This window comes from Corynebacterium renale (assembly GCF_002563965.1).
GTDB lineage: Bacteria > Actinomycetota > Actinomycetes > Mycobacteriales > Mycobacteriaceae > Corynebacterium > Corynebacterium renale.
Genome location: NZ_PDJF01000001.1, coordinates 980,467 through 1,001,402 on the forward strand (window position 1 = coordinate 980,467; position 20,936 = coordinate 1,001,402).

Below are 20,936 nucleotides of genomic sequence, written 5' to 3' on the forward strand. Positions count from 1 at the left end.
GACGTCTAAGGAGTGGATATGAGAACCCTCGAAGAACTCACCGCCGGCTACCCCGACCCCGTCGACGTAGCCGCCGCCGACGTCCGCGCCGCCGCGGGCCGCGACGCGGAACCCATCTTTATCGTGCTCGACGACGACCCCACCGGCACCCAATCCGTGGCAGACCTTCCCGTCCTGACGCGCTGGCAGCCCGAGGACCTGGCCTGGGCCTTTGAGCAGGGCAAGCCCGCGATCTACGTGATGACGAACTCGCGTTCCCTCGCGCCGGAAGACGCCGAGCAGATTAATAAGGACGTCGCTGCAGCCGCCTACGCCGCCGCTGAGCAGCGCGGAATCCGCGTGGCATTCGTGTCGCGTTCCGATTCGACTTTGCGCGGCCACTTCCCGCTCGAGCCCTATACCTTGGCCGACATGGCCGCCCAGCATGGCCAGGACACCGACGGCATCGTCATCGTGCCCGCGTTCGGCGACGCCGGCCGCATCACCGTCGGCGGCGTGCATTACGCCGGCGGCGCGGGCGGGTACACCCCCGTTGGTGAAACGGAATTCGCCCAGGATGCAACCTTTGGGTTCGCGTCCAGCAACCTCGCGGAGTGGGTGGAAGAAAAGACCGGCGGCGACGTCCCCGCGGACCGCGTCCTGCACCTCGACCTGGCGACCGTGCGCGCCGGCGCGGATGCTATCGCCGCAGCCCTGGCCGGGGTGGCTGACCGCCAGCCGGTCACCGTGGACATCGTCACCGAAGAGGACTTGCGCCTACTCTCCCTGGGGCTGATCAAGGCTGAGGAGTCAGGCAAGACGTTCATCTACCGCGTCGGCCCGCCTTTCGTGCGGGCCCGCATCGGCCAGGAGATCCCGGAACCGCTGACCGCCCAGGCCGTCGCCGAGTCCCGCACCACGGAGCCGACCGTCCCCGGCGGGCTCATTGTGGTCGGCTCGCACGTGCCCACCACGACCCGCCAGCTCGGCGCGCTGCTCGACGCGGAGCTTGCGGAGGTCGTCGAACTTGACGTCGCCCGCGCGCTCGACGAGGGCGATTCCTACCTGGACAGCCTGGCGAAAACCGTCCAGGAGAAGCTGGCCGGCGGCAACGTCGTGGTGCACACCTCCCGCACGCTGATCACGGGGGCTGACAAGCAGGAGTCGTTGGCTATCGCGCGGCGGGTGTCGCAGGCGGTGGTGGACGTCGTTAATGCCACTGCACACGCGCTGACCCCGCGGTTCGTGATCGCCAAGGGTGGCATCACGAGTTCGGACGTCGCGTCGAAGGGCCTGGAGATGGGCCATGCCACCGTGATCGGGCCGATGCAGCCGGGGATCATCTCGCTGTGGCGGCTTGACGACGGCCCCGCCGCCGGCGTCCCATACATCGTTTTCGCAGGCAACGTGGGCAATGACAAGTCCCTCGTTGAGGTCACCGCAACACTATCGAAGTAAAGGACAAAAATTATGAGCACAATTACCGTCGTCGGGCTGGGCGCAATGGGCCTTCCCATGGCCACCAACCTGGCTGAAAAGTTCACCGTCCGCGGTGTGGACATCGCCGAAGCCCGCCTCGAGCTGGGCAAAGAAGCCGGCTTGGAAACCTACACCGACTCCCGCGAGGCCGCCAGCGGCGCGGACTTCGTGCTGTTGGCCGTGCGTTCGCAGGCCCAGCTGCAGGAAGCCCTCTTCGGCGCCAACGGTATCGCGGACGTCATGAGCGAAGGCTCGTGCGTTATCGTGACCTCCACCGTGGGCATCGACGCCATCGCCTCCGTCGTGCCGGGCCTACGTAATCGTGGCATTTTGCTTGTCGACGCCCCCGTCTCCGGCGGGCCGGCGCGCGCCGGCAAGGGCGACCTGCTGGTGACCGTCGGCGCGGACGACACCGCCTGGGACACCGCCCACGACGTGCTGGACACCATGGCGTCGACCCTGGTGCGCGTCGGCGACGAGGCCGGCAAGGGCCAGGCCATGAAGACTGTCAACCAGCTGCTCTGCGGCATTCACATCGCCGCCGCCGGCGAGGCGCTCGCGCTGGCCAACCGCCTGGGCCTCGACGAGGCTGCCGCCCTCGACGCGTTGATGAGCGGCGCTGCGTCGTCCTTCATGCTCGGCGACCGTGGCCCGCGCATGCTGCAGGCGTACGGCGAGGAGCCCGTGGAGGTGAAGAGCCGCCTGGACATCTTTGTTAAGGACATGGGCATCGTCACCGACGCTGCCCGCAAGGCCGGCATCGGCGTACCGCTGGCTGCCGCCGCGGAGCAGGTCTACCTGAACGGCTTGACCCGCCGCATGGGCGCGCAAGACGATTCGTCTGTTATCCGCCTGGTCTCCCCAGAAAGGCTCGACGGATGACGGGCGGGGCCCTCATCGGGCTAGGGCTAGCGGCAGTCGCGGTACTGCTTGCACTCGTGATTTGGGTGAAGATGCCCGCGTTCGTCGCCTTGCTCGTGGTGTCCATCGGGACCGCGATCCTCTCCGGCGTCCCGCTCGCCGAATCGGTGGGCGTAGTCACCGGTGGTATCGGTAAGACACTGAGCTCGGTGATCGTAGTCGTGGGCCTCGGCGCGATGCTGGGACGCCTCATCGAAGTGTCCGGCGGCGCCGACGCCCTGGCCCGCTACTTCACGGAGAAGTTGGGCCCGAAGAAGGTCGCTGCCGCCGTGACGGCCGCCGCATTCATCCTGGGTATCCCGGTATTCTTCGACGTTGGCTTCATCATCTTGGCACCCATCGTGTTCGGGTTCGCCCGCACTGCCGGCATCCACCCCATGAAGTTGGGCCTGCCGGTGGCCGGCACGCTACTGACCGTGCACGTGGTCCTGCCACCGCACCCGGGCCCGGTGGCGACCGCCGAACTGGTCGGCGCCGAAATCGGGACCGTCCTCGCGTGGGGCCTGCCGCTGGCTGCGGTGACTGCCGTGGGTGGTTACTTCGCGGCAAAACTGTTCAAGACCGACGCCATCGTGCTCGGCGAATCACCCGCCACGGAAGAAGCCCCACCGGCGGAAAACCCACCCGGGCCGTGGACTGTTATCGGCCTGATTCTCCTGCCAATCGTCCAAATCCTGCTGGGCACCGGCGGTGTCCTCATGACGGAAGAAGGTTCCACGGCGCACTCGGTGCTGTCGTTCGTCGGTTCCGCGCCGGTAGCTTTGCTCACGGCGGTATTGGTGGCGTGGGCGGTCGTCGGCACGCAACAAGGGTGGTCGCGGGATAAGGGTTCCTCGGTCCTGGACTCCTCCCTGCCCGCTGTGGCGGTCATCATCTTTGTGACGGGCGCGGGTGGTGGCTTCGCGGCCGTGCTGGTGGAGTCGGGGATTGGGAAGGTGCTTTCCGACCTGCTGGTCAGCATGAACATGCCGCTGATTCTCATGGCCTACTTGCTGTCGCTGGCGCTGCGCGCATCGCAGGGCTCCGCGACGGTGGCCATGCTCACCACGGCCGGCCTGCTGGCGACCCCCATCGTGGAGGCGGGCTTGTCCGGGACGCAGACGGCGCTGGTCACGATTGCGATTGGCTTCGGCGCGCTCGGCCTTTCGCACATCAACGACTCCGGCTTCTGGATCGTGACTAAGTACCAGGGCCTGAGCGTCAAACAAGGCCTGCAAACTTGGACTGTCTTATCGACGATCTTCTCGCTTGTCGGATTCGCCGCCACCGCGGCAGTGTACGCTCTGGTCTAAATGCGGCTGAAGGCCCGCAGCGTAGTGCTGCGGGCCGTTCGCATGTTAGCGCAGGTTGAAGAACCAGTGCACCGCCAATCCTAGAGCGGTGGCGATACTACTGAGCAGGCCGAACAAGACCATCGGCAACCACTGCGGCTTCTCAGCAGCAGGTTTGTCCTCGGACTGGTCCTGGTCGGTTTTCTTGTCCGTGTCCTTCTCCGGCGCCGGCTTGGTGTCCGGCTTCGGATCTGGTTCCGGTGCAGGCGCCGGAGCTTCCTCTACTGCCGGCTCCGGGAACGTGCCGTGCCACGATTCCAGGAGCGCCAGGTTTGTGGCGCCGTCGGTCGTCGTGGTGGCGGGGAGTCCGGCTTCGGTGGTCGTGTGGGTGACCGTGAGTTTCATGGTGTCAGTGCCGGCAACATGATGCTCTTCCAGGACGGGCTGAAGGTATTTTTCGTTGACGCCCCAGTCGACGATGGCGAACGCGGAGACTTCGCGGACGCCTGTGCCGGCGGTGATTTCGTCGACAAGTTCTTCGAGCCTGCCTGCGCCTTCGCTGAACATCTTCGACCGGGACTTCCAGGTGTTGGCCAGCGGGTCGGTGGAGTCGATGCTCCAGGAGATGGAGCGCGCTTCTTCGTACGCGGCTTTCAGGATGGGTAGCGCTTTTTGGGTTTCGGCCAGGTCGATGCCCACTTTGCTGAGGTCCAGGGCGCGGGCCTCGGCGTTGCCTTCCATCTTCATAGTGGCAAGCGCCAGGCGTGCCTTGGCGGCGTAGCAGGCTTGTTCGGACCAGAGGTGGGCGTCGCGCTGTGCTTGGGTGGAGGTGTAGTAGTTGTCGAACTTCTCGTTGCCCGTAGCGGTGTGGTACGCGTGCCGGTAGGAGGCCACCTGCGAAAATGCGGTGACTTCGCCGAGGTAGGTGTCGGCGTCGGCGGCCTTTTTCACCGCGTACACCATGGGCATCTGGTCGCTCGTGTGTGCCGACGCGACGGCCGCGAAGGGGCTGGCCAGGGGCACCGCGACTACTCCGCCGGCGACGGCCAGGGCGGTGGTTCCTGCGAGGATGATTCGTTTCATTGCTTACTCCTTACCGAATCCCAAGAAACTGCAGCGCGCCCGCAATGGCGGCGATGAGCCCGCCAAGGCCCAGCGCGGAGAACACTGCGATCAGGATGTTGGAAACATTCCAGGTCTTGTCTTTACTGCTTTGCGACGGCTCCTTCTTCACATCCGGGGTCTTAGCCTTGTCGTCCGCCTTCGGCTGCTCGGGCTTCGGCGCAACGTAGTCGTTGTTGATGATGTGTCGCAGCAAGAACGCGCCGCCGCGCCAGGAGCCCCCGTTTTCGTCTTGGGTTGCCACGTAGTAGCCGCGTTCAGCTGGCAGGAGCGACTGGTGTAGCGGCTTGTTGGTGCGCTGGCCGTTGGGGACCTGCGCCAGGGTGGTGGCGTTGAGGTCGGAGTCGATGGCCACGAGGTTGCCGTTCACAGAATCCAGGGCGTAGATGGTGCCGTCCTTGATGGTCACGTCTGCGACGGTGTTGACCCCGGCGACTGGCTTGGCCTCGGTCTTTGGTGTCAGCGTGCCGTTGTCGTAGGTCAGGACCTGGAAGATGGAGCCGGCTCCGTCCAAGTTGTTGTAGCGGACGACGGTAGTGCCGTCGGTACGCAGGGCGCTGTAGTAGCGGTTGCTTTCCTTTTCTGCGGTGCCAGGGACCACGGCCGCGGCTTCCGCCGGGGTAGTCGCGTCTGGGTTGAGGCGCAACAGGGTGCCTTTGACAGTGGAGTCGATGCCTTCGGCGTAGACGTCGGCGTTGGTATTGAACAGGAAGGTGCCGTCGCTGACTGGGGCTAATTCCTGGATGTCATCGTTGCGGAAGGAGGCGGTGTAGGCGTTGGAGTACTGCTCCTGAAGCGGGAAGTCGAAGAGTTCTGCGGTGGTCGGCAGTGCCTGGTCACGCAGCTGGGTGCCTTCCAACGTGGAGAGGTAGGCGGACTTGTCGTCCTTCTGGGAGAGGGCGGAGAGTTTGCCGGTCTTCGGGTGGACTGCCAGTGCCTGGACGATGCCGGGTGCTTGCCCGACGGTAACTGGCTCGCCGAGCGCTGCGGCCGCAGGCACGACGTCGATGGACTTGATCTCCGGGGTGTTGCGTTCGGCGAAGTAGAGCACGCCGGTCGCCGGGTTGAAGGCGGAGACGTTATCGCGGGTGATCGGCGCTTCCTTCAAGGCGATCTGCTTCGCGGTGTGGTCCAGCAAGGCCACGCCCTGTTCCGCGACGACTGCCACGATGTAATCCCCGTACGCGAAAGTGCGGGTGACGTCAGCGTATGTACCTGGCGACGTCCACGCCTCCCCGACGCTGAGTCCCGTCTTCCTCGCAGCCCCTGGGCCTTCGCCGGTGTAGTGGAAGGATACGGGCGCTAGCGCCTCGCCGACCTCGTAGAATTCGGAGAACATCTTCCAGCCCTCTTGGGTGAGGGTGGAGGAGATGTTTTCCCACTTCACGGTGCCGTTGGTATTGGTGTAGTTCGCGGCGTCGGTGTTGAGCGTAGCCACCTTGACGGGCTTACCCGGTGCGAAGACGCCACCCTTGGGGTACTGCTTGGAGGAGACGGTGCCTTCGAGGTAGGAGCCGTCGTCATCGATGACAACTTTCGGGTCCTTGAATGTGAGGTCCAAAGCGCAGTTTGGGTCGGTTGCCGGTTCCTTGGTGGGGCAGTATTGCTTGTACACGACACGTCCGCTGAATTGGGCTTCGACGCGGTTCTCGGCGGCGTCGTAGGTGTGGGATTTCAGCGGGAAAGAGAATGTCCCGGTGACGGGTTGGGTGGCGCCTTCGTCGATGATGGTCGGGCCGCCGGTGTAGCTGTTGAAGCTGGGGCGTAGTCCCCATTCGAGGGCGCCGGTGGTGGCGTCGGCGTGCGCGATGGTGGTGGGGAGCAGCGCGAATGTGGTTACTACGGCAAGTGCTGCGCGTCGCATGTGGCGACGTGGCTGGGCAAGAGCGGGCACAGGGGTCCTTTCTCATGAGGTTAAAGGGAAAGGGGATGAAGCAAGTGGGAGTGTCCTGGCAAGCCCCGCGCGAAATATTTAAGGTGAGGCTTGCCTTGCTGCGCAAGAGTATCGTCTGCCCGGTCCGGCCACAATGTGATATCGCTTATAAAACTTTAGGCCAATAGGTGTGCCGGCGGGCACAACCCAAAGCTGCTATTTACATTCATGTCCAGCGTCCGGTGAATGAAAATTAGACCAGCAGGTATGGCCTTGAACTGGCTAAATGCTATCAATCGAACCGAACGGTCTACTTGCCGTGAACCGGTCCGTCTACTTGAATGTGTGCAACGAACTCGCACCACGCACAGGAGTAGACCATGGCAGTAACCACCCGGCGCCGCCCGCGGGCCAAGAAGTCCGACGGCCAGTGGAAAGTAGATGGGCGCACCCCCCTTAACCACGACGAAGAGGTCAAGCAGGAGCAGGAAGTCCTCCAGGTTTATGACCGGATCGTCAACATTTATTCCAAGCAGGGTTTTGCATCGATCCCGGCGGATGACCTCGCGCCACGTTTTAAGTGGCTGGGAATTTATACCCAACGCCGCCAAGATTTAGGCACCGAATTCACTGGCCAGGACAATGCGGTTCTGCAGGACCAGTACTTCATGATGCGCGTGCGCTTCGACGGCGGCCGCGTCACCCCGGAGCAGCTGCGGGTGGTGGGCGAAATTTCCCGCGAGTATGCCCGCTCGACCGCGGACTTTACGGACCGGCAGAACATTCAGCTGCACTGGCTGCGCATCGAAGACATCCCGGCAATCTTCGACAAGCTAGACGCCGTGGGCCTTTCCCCGCTGTTGGGCTGCGGCGATGTGCCCCGCGTTATCTTGGGGTCCCCGGTCGCGGGAGTGGCCGCCGACGAAATCATCGACGCCACCCCGCCATCGAAGCGATCAAAGAAAAGTATCTCTTCGACCCGCAGTTCCATAACCTGCCCCGCAAATTTAAGTCCGCCATCTCCGGCAACGCCCGCCAGGACGTCACCCACGAAATTCAGGACTTGGCCTTCATCGGATCCGTTCACCCGGAGCACGGCCCGGGCTTCGAGTGCTTCGTCGGTGGCGGCCTGTCCACCAATCCGATGCTCGGCCATAGCCTGGGCGCCTGGATCCCACTTGAGGAGGTCCCGGAGGTGTGGGCCGGCGTGCTCAGCATCTTCCGCGATTACGGTTTCCGCCGCCTGCGCAACCGGGCACGCCTGAAGTTCCTGGTCAAGGAGTGGGGAATCGAAAAATTCCGGAGCGTGCTGGAGGAAGAATACCTGGGGCGTCCGCTTCTCGACGGCCCCCACAACGAAACCAACACCGGGTACCGCGACCACATCGGGGTACATCGCCAGCGCAACGGCAAGTTTTATGTGGGCGTGAAGCCAACCGTGGGGCATTCCACGGGCGAGCAGTTGGTGGCGATCGCGGATATTGCGCGTCAGTTTGGCGTCGAGAAGCTGCGGACCACGCCTTACAAGGAACTGCTTTTCCTCGACGTCGACCACGGCAACGTTGCTGCGCTGCAGAAAGCCCTCGACGAGGTGGGCCTGTACTCGCGGCCGAGTGAATGGCGGCGCAACATCCTGTCCTGCACGGGCATGGAGTTCTGCAAGCTGGCGCACACGACCACGAAGTCACGGGCGATTGAGCTGGTCGACATCCTCGAGGACCGCCTCGGCGAGGTTGACGTGCCGATCTTAATCGCGCTGAACGGTTGCCCGAACTCGTGCGCCCGCACCCAGGTCGCCGACATCGGCTTCAAGGGGCAGACGCTTACCGACGCCGACGGCACCCGACGCGAAGGCTTCCAAGTACACCTAGGCGGTTCCATGAGCCTGAATCCCAACTTTGGCCGCAAACTCAAAGGCCACAAGGTGTTCGCCGATGACGTCGCCGACTACGTCACCCGCGTGGTCACCCACTTCACGCAGCAGCGCGAAGAGGGCGAAACGTTCCAACACTGGGTACAACGCGCCGCCGAGGAGGACCTGCAATGAGTTTCCGCCGCCCCCCGAACCCGAACCGCAACCATCCCTTGTACTGCCCGTATTGCGCCAGCGAGGACCTGACCCCGAATGAGGAAACGGACTTTGCCTGGAAGTGCGGCGACTGCCTGCGCATCGTATCGGTGCAGTACCACGGCCAGGACGATCCGCCACACCGGCCCGCGCCGGCGCGGTCAACCAGCCAGGCCCTGAAAAATTCGCTAGCGAAACACGGGGTCACACTGTGATCAACTTTCTCAATACCGCCACCTACCAGGACCCGGACGTGTCCCCCGCGCAGGAACCGCCACGGCCCCTTGACACTGCCACCGCCGCCCGCAACAAGCAGCTGGTAGAGCAGTGGGCTGACACGCTTTTCGACGCCCCCGCCGAAGACATCCTCACCTGGGCGCACGAACACGCGCCCGGACCGCTGGCCATCACCTTGTCCATGGAGAACACCGTCCTGGCACACCTGGGCCACGAATACCTCCCGGACGCGAAATTCCTGTTCCTGGACACCGGATATCACTTCCAGGAAACGCTCGACGTCGCCGACGCCGTGGACACGCGGTACCCCGGGCGCCTCCTGACCATCCGGCCGGTGCTCAGCCGCGCCGAACAAGACGCCACCTATGGACCCAGCCTCTACCGCAGCAACCCCACGGCCTGTTGCCGAATGCGCAAAGTCGAACCCTTAGGCCAGGCACTCGCCGAATTCGCCGGGTGGGTGACCGGAGTCCGCAGGGACGACGGGCCAACCAGGGCGAAGGTGCCGTCGATAAGCATCGACGCGGCCGGGCGCCTCAAGATCTCCCCCCTGGTGACCTGGACGCTGGAAGACACCGACGCCTACATCGCCGAACACGGCCTCATCGAACACTCCCTGACCAGCCAAGGGTATCCCTCCATCGGGTGCGCCACCTGCACCGCACCCGTAGCCCCCGGGGCCGACCCGCGCTCCGGACGCTGGGCAGGACAAGCCAAAACAGAATGCGGACTGCACACATGAACTCACTATCCCCACACCTACGCGACCTAGAAAACGAATCCCTCCACATCCTGCGCGAAGTCGCCGGCCAATGCGACACCGTCGGCCTGCTCTTCTCCGGGGGCAAAGACTCCGTCGTGGTCTACGAACTCGCCCGCCGCGCCTTCGCACCCGCCGCGGTGCCGTTTGAGCTCATCCACGTGGACACCGGCCACAACTTCCCGGAAGTGATCGACTTCCGCGACCAGCTCGCAGCCCGCGACGGCGTGCGCCTCCACGTGGCCAAAGTACAAGACTGGATCGACTCCGGCGCACTCCACGAACGCCCCGACGGCACACGCAACCCCCTGCAAACCGTGCCGCTGGTAGAAACCATCGCCAACCGCGGCTACGACGCCGTCCTCGGCGGAGCCCGCCGCGACGAAGACCGCGCCCGCGCCAAAGAACGCATCTTCTCCGTCCGCGACTCCTTCGGCGGCTGGGACCCCCGCCGCCAACGACCCGAACTGTGGGACCTCTACAACGCAGGCCACCTACCCGGCGAAAACATCCGCGTCTTCCCCATCTCCAACTGGACGGAACTGGACATTTGGGAGTACATCGCAGCCCGGGGCATCGAACTCCCGCCCATCTACTACGCCCACCAACGCGAAGTGTTCAACCGCGACGGCATGTGGCTTGCGCCCGGGCAGTGGGGCGGGCCGCGCGCCGGGGAGGAACTGGTGACCAAGACAGTGCGGTACCGCACCGTCGGCGACATGTCGTGCACCGGGGCTGTGGAATCCACGGCCGCCACCACAGCTGACGTGATCGCCGAGATCGCGACCTCCACCATCACCGAACGCGGCGCCACCCGGGCCGATGACCGGCTCAGCGAATCCGCAATGGAAGACCGCAAGAAGGAAGGCTACTTCTGATGACTACCCCTCTGACCCCTGGCGGCGATGCAATCGCCGCCGCCGCCGCGTTGGCCGGCCGCGAAACCTTAAGGCTGTGCACCGCCGGGTCTGTCGACGACGGCAAGTCCACGTTCGTCGGCAGGCTGCTCCACGACACGAAGTCCGTGCTGGCGGACACGTTAGAGCAGGTCACGGCGGCTTCCGCGCGGCGTGGTTTCCAGGGCCTGGATTTGTCGCTGCTCGTCGACGGGCTGCGCGCCGAACGCGAGCAGGGCATCACGATCGATGTGGCGTACCGCTATTTCTCGACCCCGAAGCGTTCCTTTATTTTGGCCGATACCCCAGGTCACGTGCAGTATACGCGCAACACGGTTACCGGTATTTCCACCTCCCAGGTGGTGGTCTTGCTCGTTGATGCCCGCCACGGCGTGGTGGAGCAGACGCGCCGCCACCTCACGGTCGCGGGCCTGTTGGGCGTGAAGACTGTGGTGCTGGCGGTGAACAAGATTGACCTGGTTGATTACTCCAGGGAAGTGTTCTCCCAGATCGAGGCCGAGTTCACGGCGGCTGCGCGCGAGGCCGGCATCGCCGAACCGCACGCGGTGCCGATTTCAGCCCTCCACGGTGATAATGTGGCCCACCCGAGTTCGGCGATGGACTGGTACACCGGCCCCACGGTCCTGGAATTGTTGGAAACCATCGAGGTGAACCGCGGCCGCGCCGACGACCTGGATTTCCGGTTCCCCATCCAGTACGTCATCCGCGAACACGCCCTGGACTACCGCGGCTACGCGGGCCGGGTGAAAGCTGGGGCGATTGAGGTGGGCGATACCGTGGACACCCCGCACGGCACCACCACGGTCACCGCAATCGACGGCACTGATGGCCCACAGCAGGAGGCCCGCACCGGTGATTCTGTGGTGCTGCGTCTCGCGGACGACATCGACCTCACCCGCGGCGACCTGCTCGCCGTGCGCCGCCCCGCCGATGCGACGCGCCTGCGTGCGCACTTCGTGGGTCTGACGCAGCAGGCGATCCCGCCGAACGCGATCGTCAAGGTCCGCTACGGAACCGCGCTGGTCAAGGCCCGTGTGCAGCCCACTCAGCCGATCGAACTCAACGACATCACCGAGGCCACCGTCCAGCTCGCCCAGCCACTGCCGGTGGAAAAGTACCAGGCCCGGGGAGCGGTGGGCTCACTGTTGCTTATCGACGCCTCCTCCGGCAACACGCTTGCCGCCGGCCTGGTCACCATCGCGGAGGTGCAGGAATGACGATCGCATTAATTACCTTGGCGCACGGCTCACGCCACCCCGGCGCCTCGACTCACGCTGTGGCGCGCGCGGCAGGCCAGGCGGCGGGGTTGGACGCGGATGCTGTGGGGGCGGCGAATTTGGAGTTGGCGCGGCCGTCGTTAAGCGAAGTGGCAGCCGACCTGGTTGCCGCAGGGCACCACCGGGCTGTCGTGGTGCCCCTGCTGTTTACGGAGGCCTACCACTCCACCTGGGATGTGCCCGCGGCGGTGGCGCGCGCTCAGGATGAGACCGGCATCAGCCTGCGCATCGCCGGCGGCCTGGGCACCGGCCCCGACATCTCCGCCGTCCTGGAGAAGCAGGCCCCGGCGGGTAAGCGCACCGTGTTGTACGCGGTGGGCTCCTCGCACGAGCCGGCCAACGCGGCCGTGACGGGCCTGGCGCGCAGCCTGGGCTGGGAGGTGGCGTTCGCTACCCGCAGCCCCCGCTTGGAGGGGCCCGCTCATGTGGTCCCGCTGTTTGTTACGGATGGCCTGCTCTTGGACAAAGCCCGCCACGTGCCCGGGACGCATGTTGCCCCGCCGTTGGGGGAGGCGCTCGCACAGGTCGTGGCTGACCGCTATTTTACGGAGGTGGGGGCATGGTTACGCTCTTCTTCATTAGTATTGCCGGCCTAGCGGCCCAGCTTGTCGACGGTGGACTCGGCATGGGTTTCGGCGTGACGTCCACAACAATGCTCATCACGCTCGCCGGTGTGACCCCGGCGGCGGCGTCCGCGATCGTGCACGTCGCCGAACTGGGGACCACTGCGGTCTCCGGGGCCTCGCACTGGAAATTGGGCAACGTGGAATGGAAAGTGGTGGCGCGCCTAGCGATCCCCGGCGGGATCGGTGCCTTCACCGGGGCGACGCTGCTCAGCAACGTGGATGCCTCGGCCGCCAAGCCGTGGATGTCCGCCATCCTGATCGGTATCGGGCTGTGCCTGATGGTCCGATTCCTGCGGCCCCGCCGGCCGTCCGGGCGCAGCCACTCCACCCCGTTTCTGGCCGGGTTGGGGCTCTTCGGGGGCTTTATCGACGCCTCCGGTGGCGGCGGCTGGGGCCCGGTGACCACGTCCACGCTGCTGGGCCTGGGGAAGCTGGAGCCGCGCAAAGTCATCGGCACGGTGAACACGGCGGAATGCATCGTGGCGCTCGCCGCGACGCTCGGGTTCGTCGCCGGGCTGTGGGACGAACTCCTCGACCACTTACCGGCGGTACTGGCTCTGCTCGTCGGTGGCTGTATCGCCGCGCCGATAGCGGCGTGGCTGGTCAGCCGTATTAACCCGGCCGCTTTGGGGAGTTTCGTGGGGTCGCTGATCGTGGCGCTGAACATTCCGCGCCTGATCGGCGGGCAGTACGCCGCGGTAGCCGTGGTGGCGGTCCTGGTCATCGGCGTGGTCTTGGCCGTGACGTCCTATAAGCGCTCCCGGTTGCGCATCGTTGCCGAGACCAGCCCGGCACGGGAACCGTCGCTTGTCAGTGATTCCTTGGTTTAGCGCTGTGCTTAAGAGCTAGCCTTAATATCCCAGGTCGCTGGCTTCCCCGTGGAGGCGCGCGACCTGGGATATTAACCGTGGGCGATAATTATGCAGGTTTCCGCCAACGCCGAAGGCCCTGCCGAACGTTGCGTGTTCGGCAGGGCCTTCAGCGTTCGCGCTCTAGGTGGTGAGGCCCGCGACCTCCCCGATGACGTAGACCGCCGGGGCGTGCACCTCGTGTGAGATGATCGTATGGCCCAGCTCCGCCAGGGTGGTGGCAAAGATCCGCTGGCCAGATAGCGTGCCCTCTTGGATCACTACCGCAGGGGTGGTGGCCGGCTTCCCGGCCTCGAGGAGCGCGCTGGCGATCGCCGGGGCGTTCTTCACGCCCATGATCACGGACAGCGTGGCGCCAGAGTGCGCCAGTGCGGCCCAGTCGACCAAGCTTTTCGGATGCCCCGGGGGGAGGTGTCCGGATACGACAGTCACGGCGTGTGTGGCGCCCCGATGTGTGACGGGGACACCGGCTGCTGCTGGAACCGCAAAGGCACTGGTGACGCCCGGTATGACGGAGCACGGCACGCCGGCTTCCCGGCACGCCTGCAGTTCTTCGTAACCGCGCCCAAACACGTAGGGATCGCCGCCTTTCAGCCGCGCGACGGTGCGCCCGGCGAGCGCATGCGTCACGATGAGTTCGTTGATCTTTTCCTGGGCCACCTGTTTGCCGTAGGGCAGTTTGGAGACGTCAATAACCTCGGCCCGTGAATCCGGGCCGAGGAGTTCTGTGACGTCGGGGGCTAAGTGGTCTACCAGGATGACGTCGGCAGCCTGAAGCGCGCGCAAGCCGCGCACGGTGATGAGGTCCGTCGCGCCAGGTCCGCCGCCGATGAGGTATGCGTGTTTAGTCACAGATAGGCACCTGTTCTGCTTGGTAGAGGGCGTAGGTCCACTGCTCGAGGGTTTCCAGTGGCGCGGTGGTCTGCGACGGGGCTTGCCACACGGTGATGGGAAGACCCGCTGCTTTGAGTTCGTCGGGGAAGGTGGCGGGGTGCAGCCCGCGTTCTTCGGCGCTGGGGCGTAGTCGGCCGGTGAAGGCGTCGTACAGGATGTCGGTGGGGTGCCCGTATGGTGAGTGCAGCTCGCTGACGGTGCTGATCACGGCGTCGTAGGTGCGGTTGAGCTGGGCAAGTGCGACGTCGCGCCCGACGGTGATATTGCCGACGAAGCGGAGCGTTCCTGCGCCGGTTGCGTGTTGCAGGAGTGCGTGTGGGCAGGGGAGCTTGTCGTAGAGGTCAACGCACATGCCGCGACCTGCTGTGGTGAGTAGTTGGGCTGCGTGTAGGCCGGCCGCGCCGGCGCCGACGACGGCGACGTGGATGCGGGTGTGCGTCATGTTTCCTCCTTCGTAGTCTTTCCCACAATGTAGACCGCTCGGTATGAAACTGCTAGACAGGTCTGTATATCTGCAGGTGCTGAATGAATAAAACTATATTCAAATGCAAAATTGACTTATGGAGTATTGTCTGAATAGTCTGGGAAAAGATTGAATAAGTAATACGAAAGTACCCGTAGGAGAAACCCATGAAACGCACTCTCGCTCTCGTCGCGACCGGCCTGGCCGCAGCCCTAGCCCTGACCGGCTGCTCCAGCAGCGACACCACCGCAAACACCGACACCACCGCGGCAAGCTCCGCGAACAAGGAAACCATCGCGGTAGAAAACTGCGGCTTCACCGTCGAAATCCAGGGTCCAGCCCAGCGCGTGGTCACCACCGAGCAGGGAGCAACTGAAACCGTCCTCGCCCTCGGGGCGAAGGACCAGCTGGCCGGCGTTGGCCACACCAAGGACGCATACTGGGACAAGACCGCCGAAGACGCGAAGGACCTGCCGGTTCTCTCCGACAAGATCCCTACAGCAGAGCAGATCCGCGGCGTTGACGCGGACCTCATCGTCAGCCCGTTCAGCCTGGTCTACGACGCCGACACCTCCGGCACCCGCGAAGAAAACGCCAAGCTGGGCGTCGGCGCGTGGTACACCAACCTGGAATGCCAGGACCCAGACGCGAACGCCTACGACACCCTCGAGAAGGACTACGAGCAGCTAGGCACGCTCCTCGGCCGTGAAGAAGAAGCCAAGAAGCTCATCGACTTCCAGCGTGAGCAGGTTTCTAAGGCGGAATCCACCGGCAAGGGCCAGCGCGTGGCCTACCTGTACTCCGTTTACGAGGGTGCCCCGTATGTTGCGGGTAACTTCCCGATCACCGAGACGATCGGAGAAATCACCAACACCAAGAACGTATTCAGCGATATTGAAGAGGACTGGCCGTCGATTAGCTGGGAAGCGTTCGCAGACAAGGACCCAGAGATCATCATGATCACGGACCTCCCAGGTCGCGGCGCGCCAGGTGACAAGGCTGAAGAGAAGATCGCCATGCTCAAGGAAAACCCTGCGACCAAGAACATGGACGCTGTGATCAACGAGCGCTTCATCATTGTTCCGGGTGTGGGGCTGTCGCCGTCGGCACGCGCGATTGAGCCGCTGCAGGTTATCGGTGAAGGTCTGAAGAAGTTCTAAATGAGCATGCAGCACACACATCCTGCTGAAGAAGCAGAGACGCGTGCGGGCTCCGATAACGATGCGCCACGTATTAGTACGTGGCGCATTGCCGTGGCCTGGGTCGTAGGCATACTTGCACTGATTGTCATTGCTGTTGCGTCCGTATTTATGGGTACTGCCAGCCTGACGGTGCCGGAGGTGCTGGGAACGTTCGGGCTCGGCGGGTACGAGGCGCCGAGTCTTCTGCGCCAGTCGATTCTCCTGGAGTTGCGTATTCCGCGCATCCTCATGGCGATTGTGGTGGGCGCAGCACTCGCGGTGGCGGGTGCCTGCCTGCAGACGGTCACGCGAAACGCGCTGGCTGAACCGTACCTGCTGGGCATTTCGGGCGGTTCGTCGGTGGGTGCAGTGGCGGTCATCGTCCTGGGGATCAGTGGCGCGATTGGTGTCACCGGTGGCGCGATGATCGGCGGGCTCGCCGCTTTTGGGCTGCTCATGATCCTGCTGCGTGGCAGTGGTTTCCAGTCGGCCCGGGTGGTCCTCACTGGTGTGCTGGTGGGCCAGTTTTCCCAGGCCATCATGTATATGCTCATGTTTGCCAAGGGTGACGCGGACGCCATCCAGTCCATCACCGCGTGGTTGCTGGGTGCGCTGGGTACGTCGCGGTGGGATCAGCTGGCGTTGACGGCGCCCGTGTGTGCTGTTGCGGTCATCATTCTGTGGGCGCTGTCGCGCTACCTCGACGTCTTAAGCCTGGGCGACGACACCGCCGAGTCCATGGGCGTGCCGGTGGTGTGGACGCGCGCCGCGGTGCTGGTTATCGTCGCTTTGCTCACCGCGTCGACGGTGGCGGCTGTCGGTGCGATCGGCTTCGTCGGCCTGATCGTGCCGCATGCGGTGCGCATGCTGGTGGGGTCGGCGCATCGCCACGTGATTCCGCTGGCGGCGCTGGTGGGTGGCATTCTTTTGGTGCTTGCCGACGCCGTCGCCCGCATCCTGTTCGACGCCCAGGAACTTCCAGTCGGTGTGATCACGGCGCTGATTGGTGTGCCGGTGTTCTTCGTTATTTTGCGTCGCGGGCAGCGCGCGAAGGGGAGGGCTGCGTAAATGGCTACGTTGGAAGTTCGCGACGTCAGCGTCGCATACGGCGACTTCAACGCCGTAAAGAACGTGTCTTTCCGGGCGAACCCCGGTGAAATTGTTGCGTTGGTCGGCCCGAATGGGTGTGGCAAGTCCTCGCTGTTGAAGTCGATTGTGGGCTTGGGCCACTCGACGGGTGAGGTGCTTATCGACGGCCACGCCTCCTCCTCCATGTCGCGCCGTGAAAAGGTGCGCGCCTTGTCGTATGCCCCGCAGATGGCGGAGATGGACGTAGATTTGACCGTCGCCGAGATCGTTCGCCTCGGCGTGACCGCCGGCCGCGGGCTTTTCGGGCGCGGCAAGCCAGACGACGACGCCCGCGTTTCACATTCCTTGGCGCACGTCAATATGACGGACTACCGCAATCATCGCTGGTCGGAGTTGTCGGGCGGTCAGCGTCAGCGGACGTCGATTGCACGCACGTTGGCGCAGGAATCGTCGGTAGTGCTTCTCGACGAGCCAACGAACCACCTGGATATCGAGCACCAGATGCAGTTGGCGTCCCTGTTGCGCCACATTGCGTCGACGCACGCTAGCGCGATCGTCGTCGTGCTGCATGATTTGGGCCTGGCAGCGCACGTGGCTGACAAAGTTGCCGTCATGAATTCTGGCAATCTGGTGGCCTTCGGCACGGTCCGTGAGGCTTTGACGCCGGAGACCATTGCCCAGAATTTCCGGGTGAACGGCGAAATCTATGCGGCGGATACGGGTGCGCGGGCGTTGCTTGTGCATCCACCAGAGGCCGAGTGGGGGCGTTCGGTGTAGCGCTTGTGCGTGACGGGTGGGGTTCGGGTGGCACGTGGGGGCAGCTGCACTCACGCAGTTGCCCCCTTTCGGGGGTGATTTCGGGTAATTGGTCCGGGGCGCTTAAATTTTTTCTTTCCTGCGGTTTTCTGCAATGGAGAAAGCTATAAATTACACGCGTACCACCGCACGTGGCCCTAAAGTATTATCAATTGAACGCTTGTATGTGCAGTGTAGGGTAGCCAGGAATTGTGCGTTAAAGCGTCTATTTGAACGTTTTGGGGCGATTTTTGATTGATTGATAGATGCGGTGGCCCTTAAAAGATAGCCGTGACCTGCAGTTTTATTGTGCTATGGTGGCGTCGAGGTTGAAACGCAGGACCGTTCTGCGCGCCTACGTGCGGGCTGGTCTTGCATAGGGCAACCGTGCACGCTTCCGGGCGGTACTCCTTATTTATCTAAGGGGAAATCCGAGGCAGGCAACTCTATAACTACACAGAGTTTTCGTACTGCAGGCAATGGTTATCCTGTGCGGTGTACTCCGCCCCCGGTAGGGGACCACGTCGGCAGTAGGAGCTATCGCTGGTGGCAGGGTGCCGTTGTAGTGCTGAAAAACAATGAATGCGACACTTTCGCGCCTTAGGCTCTAACGGGTCGAAATAACAATCGAAGGAGAGTCATGCACCTGACAAACCGTGAGCAAGAAAAGCTGCTCATCGTCGTTGCCGCAGATCTTGCTCGTCGTCGCAAGGAGCGCGGCGTCAAGTTGAATCACCCAGAGGCAATCGCCCTGATTACCGCTGAGGTTCTCGAGGGTGCTCGCGACGGCAAGACCGTGGCAGAGCTGATGACCCTGGGTACTCAGGTTCTTTCTCGCGATGACGTTATGGAAGGCATTCCGGAGATGATTCCGGACATCCAGGTCGAGGCTACGTTCCCCGACGGCACCAAGTTGGTTACCGTCCACAACCCAATTCGCTAAACACGTTTACGAAAGGCGTCCAGAACTATGACTCCTGGAGAGTACTTCATCCAAGAAGGCGACATCACTCTGAACGAGGGCAAGGAAGCTATCACCTTGCAGGTGACCAACACCGGTGACCGCCCAGTTCAGGTTGGTTCCCACTTCCACTTCGCAGAAGCGAACTTCGCTCTCGAGTTTGATCGCGAAGCAGCACGCGGCAAGCGTCTGGATATTCCAGCTGGTACCGCAGTTCGCCTCGAGCCAGGCGACTCCCGCAGCGTGGACCTGATCGACTACGGCGGAAACCGTGAGGTTCACGGCTTCAACGGCAAAGTCAACGGTCCTCTGGACAAGTAATACAGATAAACAAAGGAGAGCCGTTATATGTCTAACAAACTGACTCGCCAGCAATACGCGGAAATCTACGGCCCCACCACGGGTGACCGTGTCCGCCTGGCTGACACTGATCTTATTATCGAAATCGAGAAGGACTACACCACCTACGGTGAAGAAGTGTCCTTCGGTGGTGGCAAGGTTATCCGTGATGGCATGGGCCAGAACGGTCGCTTTACCCGTGAGGGCTCTGAGGTTCCTGACCTTGTCATTATTAACGTCATCGTCATGGACTACACCGGCATTTACAAGGCCGACGTTGCAATCCGTGATGGTTACATCTCTGCTATCGGCAAGGCTGGTAACCCAGACACCCAGGACAACGTGGACATCGTTGTCGGCGTGAACACCGAAGTTATCGCTGGTGAGCACCTCATCCTGACCGCTGGTGGCATCGACACCCACATCCACTTCATCTCCCCAGACCAGGTTCCGACCGCTCTGGACAACGGTGTGACCACCTTCATCGGTGGCGGTTTCGGCCCATCGGACGCAACCTGTGCAACCACCATCACCCCTGGTGCGTACAACCTGCACCGCATGCTCAAGGCAACCCAGGACCTGCCAATCAACCTTGGCTTCCTGGGCAAGGGTCACGCTGCAGAGAAGGCTCCGCTGGAGGAGCAGATCCGCGCAGGTGCTATCGGCCTGAAGATTCACGAGGACTGGGCTTCCACCCCGAACGCTATCGACGTTGCCCTGACCGTCGCTGACGAGATGGACATCCAGATCGCGATCCACACTGACACCCTGAACGAGGGCGGCTTCGCTGACGACACCATTGCAGCGTTCAAGGACCGCGTCATCCACACCTTCCACACCGAGGGTGCTGGCGGTGGCCACGCTCCAGACATCGTGAAGGTTGCTGGCCTGAACAACGTTCTGCCTGCGTCCACCAACCCAACCCTGCCGTACACCCGTAACACGCTCGAGGAGCACCTCGACATGATTATGGTGTGCCACCACCTCAACCCGGACCTGCCGGAGGACGTTGCATTCGCAGACTCCCGCGTCCGTGGCGAGACCATCGCGGCAGAGGACGTCCTGCACGACATGGGCATCCTGTCCATCACCTCCTCTGACTCCCAGGCAATGGGCCGCGTCGGCGAGGTTGTCACCCGTACCTTCCAGGTTGCGCACCGCATGAAGCAGCAGCGTGGACCGCTCGAGGGCGACGGCGAGGCAGATAACAACCGCGTCAAGCGCTACATCGCGAAGTTCACCATCAACCCAGCTATCGCTCATGGTATCGCCGACACCGTCGGCTCCATCGAGGTTGGCAAGATGGCTGACCTGGTCCTGTGGGATCCAGCATTCTTCGCAGTGAAGCCAAAGATGGTCATCAAGGCTGGCATGATCACCCGTGCGAACATGGGTGACTCCAACGGCTCCATCCCGACCCCGCAGCCACGCACCATGCGCTACCAGTTCGGTGGCCTGGCTCCGTCGGCACGCGAGACCGCTGTGACCTTCCTGCCTACCGTTGCTATTGAGAACAACCTGGCAGAAGAGCTCGGCCTGGATCGTAAGGTCGTCGAGGCTCACGGTATGCGTGACATCACCAAGAAGGACATGAAGCTCAACGACGCTACCCCGAACATCGAGGTCGACCCAGAGACCTGCGAGGTTAAGGTTGACGGCGAGAAGGTAACCTCCGAGGTTGCTACCGAGCTGCCAATGGCTCAGCGTTACTTCCTGTTCTAAGAAGAGGAAAATTCAAGTACCTACTTGAATAATTTGGAAGGTATCCGTATCATTGAATGCGGATACCTTCCTTTCTTTTATTAAACCCTCATT

Annotated in this window: 19 protein-coding genes and 1 pseudogene; 16 read left to right on the forward strand and 4 right to left on the reverse strand. The window is 63.1% G+C overall.

From position 1 onward, the window contains the following. Positions 1-12: 12 nt before the first annotated feature. From ATK06_RS04610 to ATK06_RS04620, 3 genes are read left to right on the forward strand one after another with little or no spacing between them, the layout of a single operon-like run. On the forward strand, positions 13-1,437 hold the full coding sequence (locus tag ATK06_RS04610) for a four-carbon acid sugar kinase family protein (protein ID WP_172607363.1): 1,425 nt from the start codon (positions 13-15) through the stop codon (positions 1,435-1,437). A gap of 9 nt (positions 1,438-1,446) precedes the next feature. Further along, entirely contained in the window at positions 1,447-2,340 is an 894-nt protein-coding gene (locus ATK06_RS04615; protein WP_098388918.1) for an NAD(P)-dependent oxidoreductase, read from the forward strand. Beyond that, positions 2,337-3,671, forward strand: a complete 1,335-nt coding sequence (locus ATK06_RS04620; protein ID WP_098388919.1) for a GntP family transporter — start codon at positions 2,337-2,339, stop codon at positions 3,669-3,671. Before ATK06_RS04615 ends, ATK06_RS04620 begins: the two co-directional genes overlap by 4 nt. Before the next feature lie 45 nt (positions 3,672-3,716). Here the strand turns inward: ATK06_RS04620 and ATK06_RS04625 are convergent, their stop codons facing one another. Together ATK06_RS04625 and ATK06_RS04630 are read right to left on the reverse strand one after the other, a co-directional pair. Beyond that, positions 3,717-4,733, reverse strand: coding sequence for a hypothetical protein (locus ATK06_RS04625; RefSeq protein ID WP_053072856.1), 1,017 nt, complete (start codon positions 4,731-4,733; stop codon positions 3,717-3,719). 10 nt (positions 4,734-4,743) lie between these two features. Beyond that, positions 4,744-6,666, reverse strand: coding sequence for an HtaA domain-containing protein (locus tag ATK06_RS04630; protein WP_143341392.1), 1,923 nt, complete (start codon positions 6,664-6,666; stop codon positions 4,744-4,746). A 359-nt stretch (positions 6,667-7,025) separates the two neighbouring features. On the opposite strand from ATK06_RS04630, the pseudogene ATK06_RS04635 reads away from it, so the two are divergent. The 7 genes and pseudogenes from ATK06_RS04635 (at position 7,026) to ATK06_RS04665 (ending at position 13,360) form a co-directional block, all read left to right on the forward strand. Continuing rightward, positions 7,026-8,692, forward strand: a pseudogene (locus tag ATK06_RS04635) (nitrite/sulfite reductase). Beyond that, the gene (locus ATK06_RS04640; protein WP_048381028.1) at positions 8,689-8,928 is read left to right on the forward strand and encodes a hypothetical protein; all 240 of its coding nucleotides are present in this window, start codon (positions 8,689-8,691) and stop codon (positions 8,926-8,928) included. The pseudogene ATK06_RS04635 and the gene ATK06_RS04640 overlap by 4 nt, the downstream one beginning before the upstream one ends. Continuing rightward, the gene (locus tag ATK06_RS04645; protein WP_048381026.1) at positions 8,925-9,692 is read left to right on the forward strand and encodes a phosphoadenylyl-sulfate reductase; all 768 of its coding nucleotides are present in this window, start codon (positions 8,925-8,927) and stop codon (positions 9,690-9,692) included. The genes ATK06_RS04640 and ATK06_RS04645 overlap by 4 nt, the downstream gene beginning before the upstream one ends. Then, positions 9,689-10,588 carry a sulfate adenylyltransferase subunit CysD gene (cysD, locus tag ATK06_RS04650; RefSeq protein ID WP_048381024.1) on the forward strand — a complete coding sequence of 300 codons (900 nt, stop codon included), beginning with the start codon at positions 9,689-9,691 and terminating at the stop codon, positions 10,586-10,588. Before ATK06_RS04645 ends, cysD begins: the two co-directional genes overlap by 4 nt. Further along, on the forward strand, positions 10,588-11,844 hold the full coding sequence (locus tag ATK06_RS04655; protein WP_048381021.1) for a sulfate adenylyltransferase subunit 1: 1,257 nt from the start codon (positions 10,588-10,590) through the stop codon (positions 11,842-11,844). The genes cysD and ATK06_RS04655 overlap by 1 nt, the downstream gene beginning before the upstream one ends. Continuing rightward, positions 11,841-12,500, forward strand: coding sequence for a sirohydrochlorin chelatase (locus ATK06_RS04660; RefSeq protein WP_048381020.1), 660 nt, complete (start codon positions 11,841-11,843; stop codon positions 12,498-12,500). Before ATK06_RS04655 ends, ATK06_RS04660 begins: the two co-directional genes overlap by 4 nt. Further along, complete coding sequence (locus ATK06_RS04665; RefSeq protein WP_048381018.1) at positions 12,464-13,360, forward strand: sulfite exporter TauE/SafE family protein; 897 nt, start codon at positions 12,464-12,466, stop codon at positions 13,358-13,360. Before ATK06_RS04660 ends, ATK06_RS04665 begins: the two co-directional genes overlap by 37 nt. Positions 13,361-13,522: 162 nt before the next feature. Here ATK06_RS04665 and cobA read toward each other — a convergent pair whose 3' ends face one another. Both cobA and ATK06_RS04675 read right to left on the reverse strand, forming a co-directional pair. Continuing rightward, positions 13,523-14,251, reverse strand: coding sequence for a uroporphyrinogen-III C-methyltransferase (gene cobA, locus ATK06_RS04670; RefSeq protein ID WP_053072855.1), 729 nt, complete (start codon positions 14,249-14,251; stop codon positions 13,523-13,525). Continuing rightward, positions 14,244-14,735 carry an NAD(P)-binding protein gene (locus ATK06_RS04675; protein WP_048381016.1) on the reverse strand — a complete coding sequence of 164 codons (492 nt, stop codon included), beginning with the start codon at positions 14,733-14,735 and terminating at the stop codon, positions 14,244-14,246. Before ATK06_RS04675 ends, cobA begins: the two co-directional genes overlap by 8 nt. A 188-nt stretch (positions 14,736-14,923) precedes the next feature. Between ATK06_RS04675 and ATK06_RS04680 the strand changes: the two genes are divergently transcribed. The 6 genes from ATK06_RS04680 (at position 14,924) to ureC (ending at position 20,843) form a co-directional block, all read left to right on the forward strand. Beyond that, positions 14,924-15,916, forward strand: a complete 993-nt coding sequence (locus ATK06_RS04680) for an ABC transporter substrate-binding protein (RefSeq protein WP_048381014.1) — start codon at positions 14,924-14,926, stop codon at positions 15,914-15,916. Between the two features lie 6 nt (positions 15,917-15,922). Beyond that, positions 15,923-17,005: a FecCD family ABC transporter permease gene (locus tag ATK06_RS04685; protein WP_053072863.1), complete on the forward strand. Its 1,083-nt coding sequence runs from the start codon at positions 15,923-15,925 to the stop codon at positions 17,003-17,005. Continuing rightward, the gene (locus ATK06_RS04690; RefSeq protein WP_048381012.1) at positions 17,006-17,803 is read left to right on the forward strand and encodes an ABC transporter ATP-binding protein; all 798 of its coding nucleotides are present in this window, start codon (positions 17,006-17,008) and stop codon (positions 17,801-17,803) included. Between the two features lie 658 nt (positions 17,804-18,461). Next, positions 18,462-18,764: an urease subunit gamma gene (locus ATK06_RS04695; protein WP_048381010.1), complete on the forward strand. Its 303-nt coding sequence runs from the start codon at positions 18,462-18,464 to the stop codon at positions 18,762-18,764. A gap of 27 nt (positions 18,765-18,791) precedes the next feature. Beyond that, on the forward strand, positions 18,792-19,103 hold the full coding sequence (locus ATK06_RS04700; RefSeq protein WP_048381007.1) for an urease subunit beta: 312 nt from the start codon (positions 18,792-18,794) through the stop codon (positions 19,101-19,103). Positions 19,104-19,130: 27 nt separating this feature from the next. Next, a complete protein-coding gene (ureC, locus tag ATK06_RS04705) occupies positions 19,131-20,843 on the forward strand; it encodes an urease subunit alpha (protein ID WP_098388921.1) in 1,713 nt (570 codons plus the stop codon). Positions 20,844-20,936: the final 93 nt, after the last annotated feature.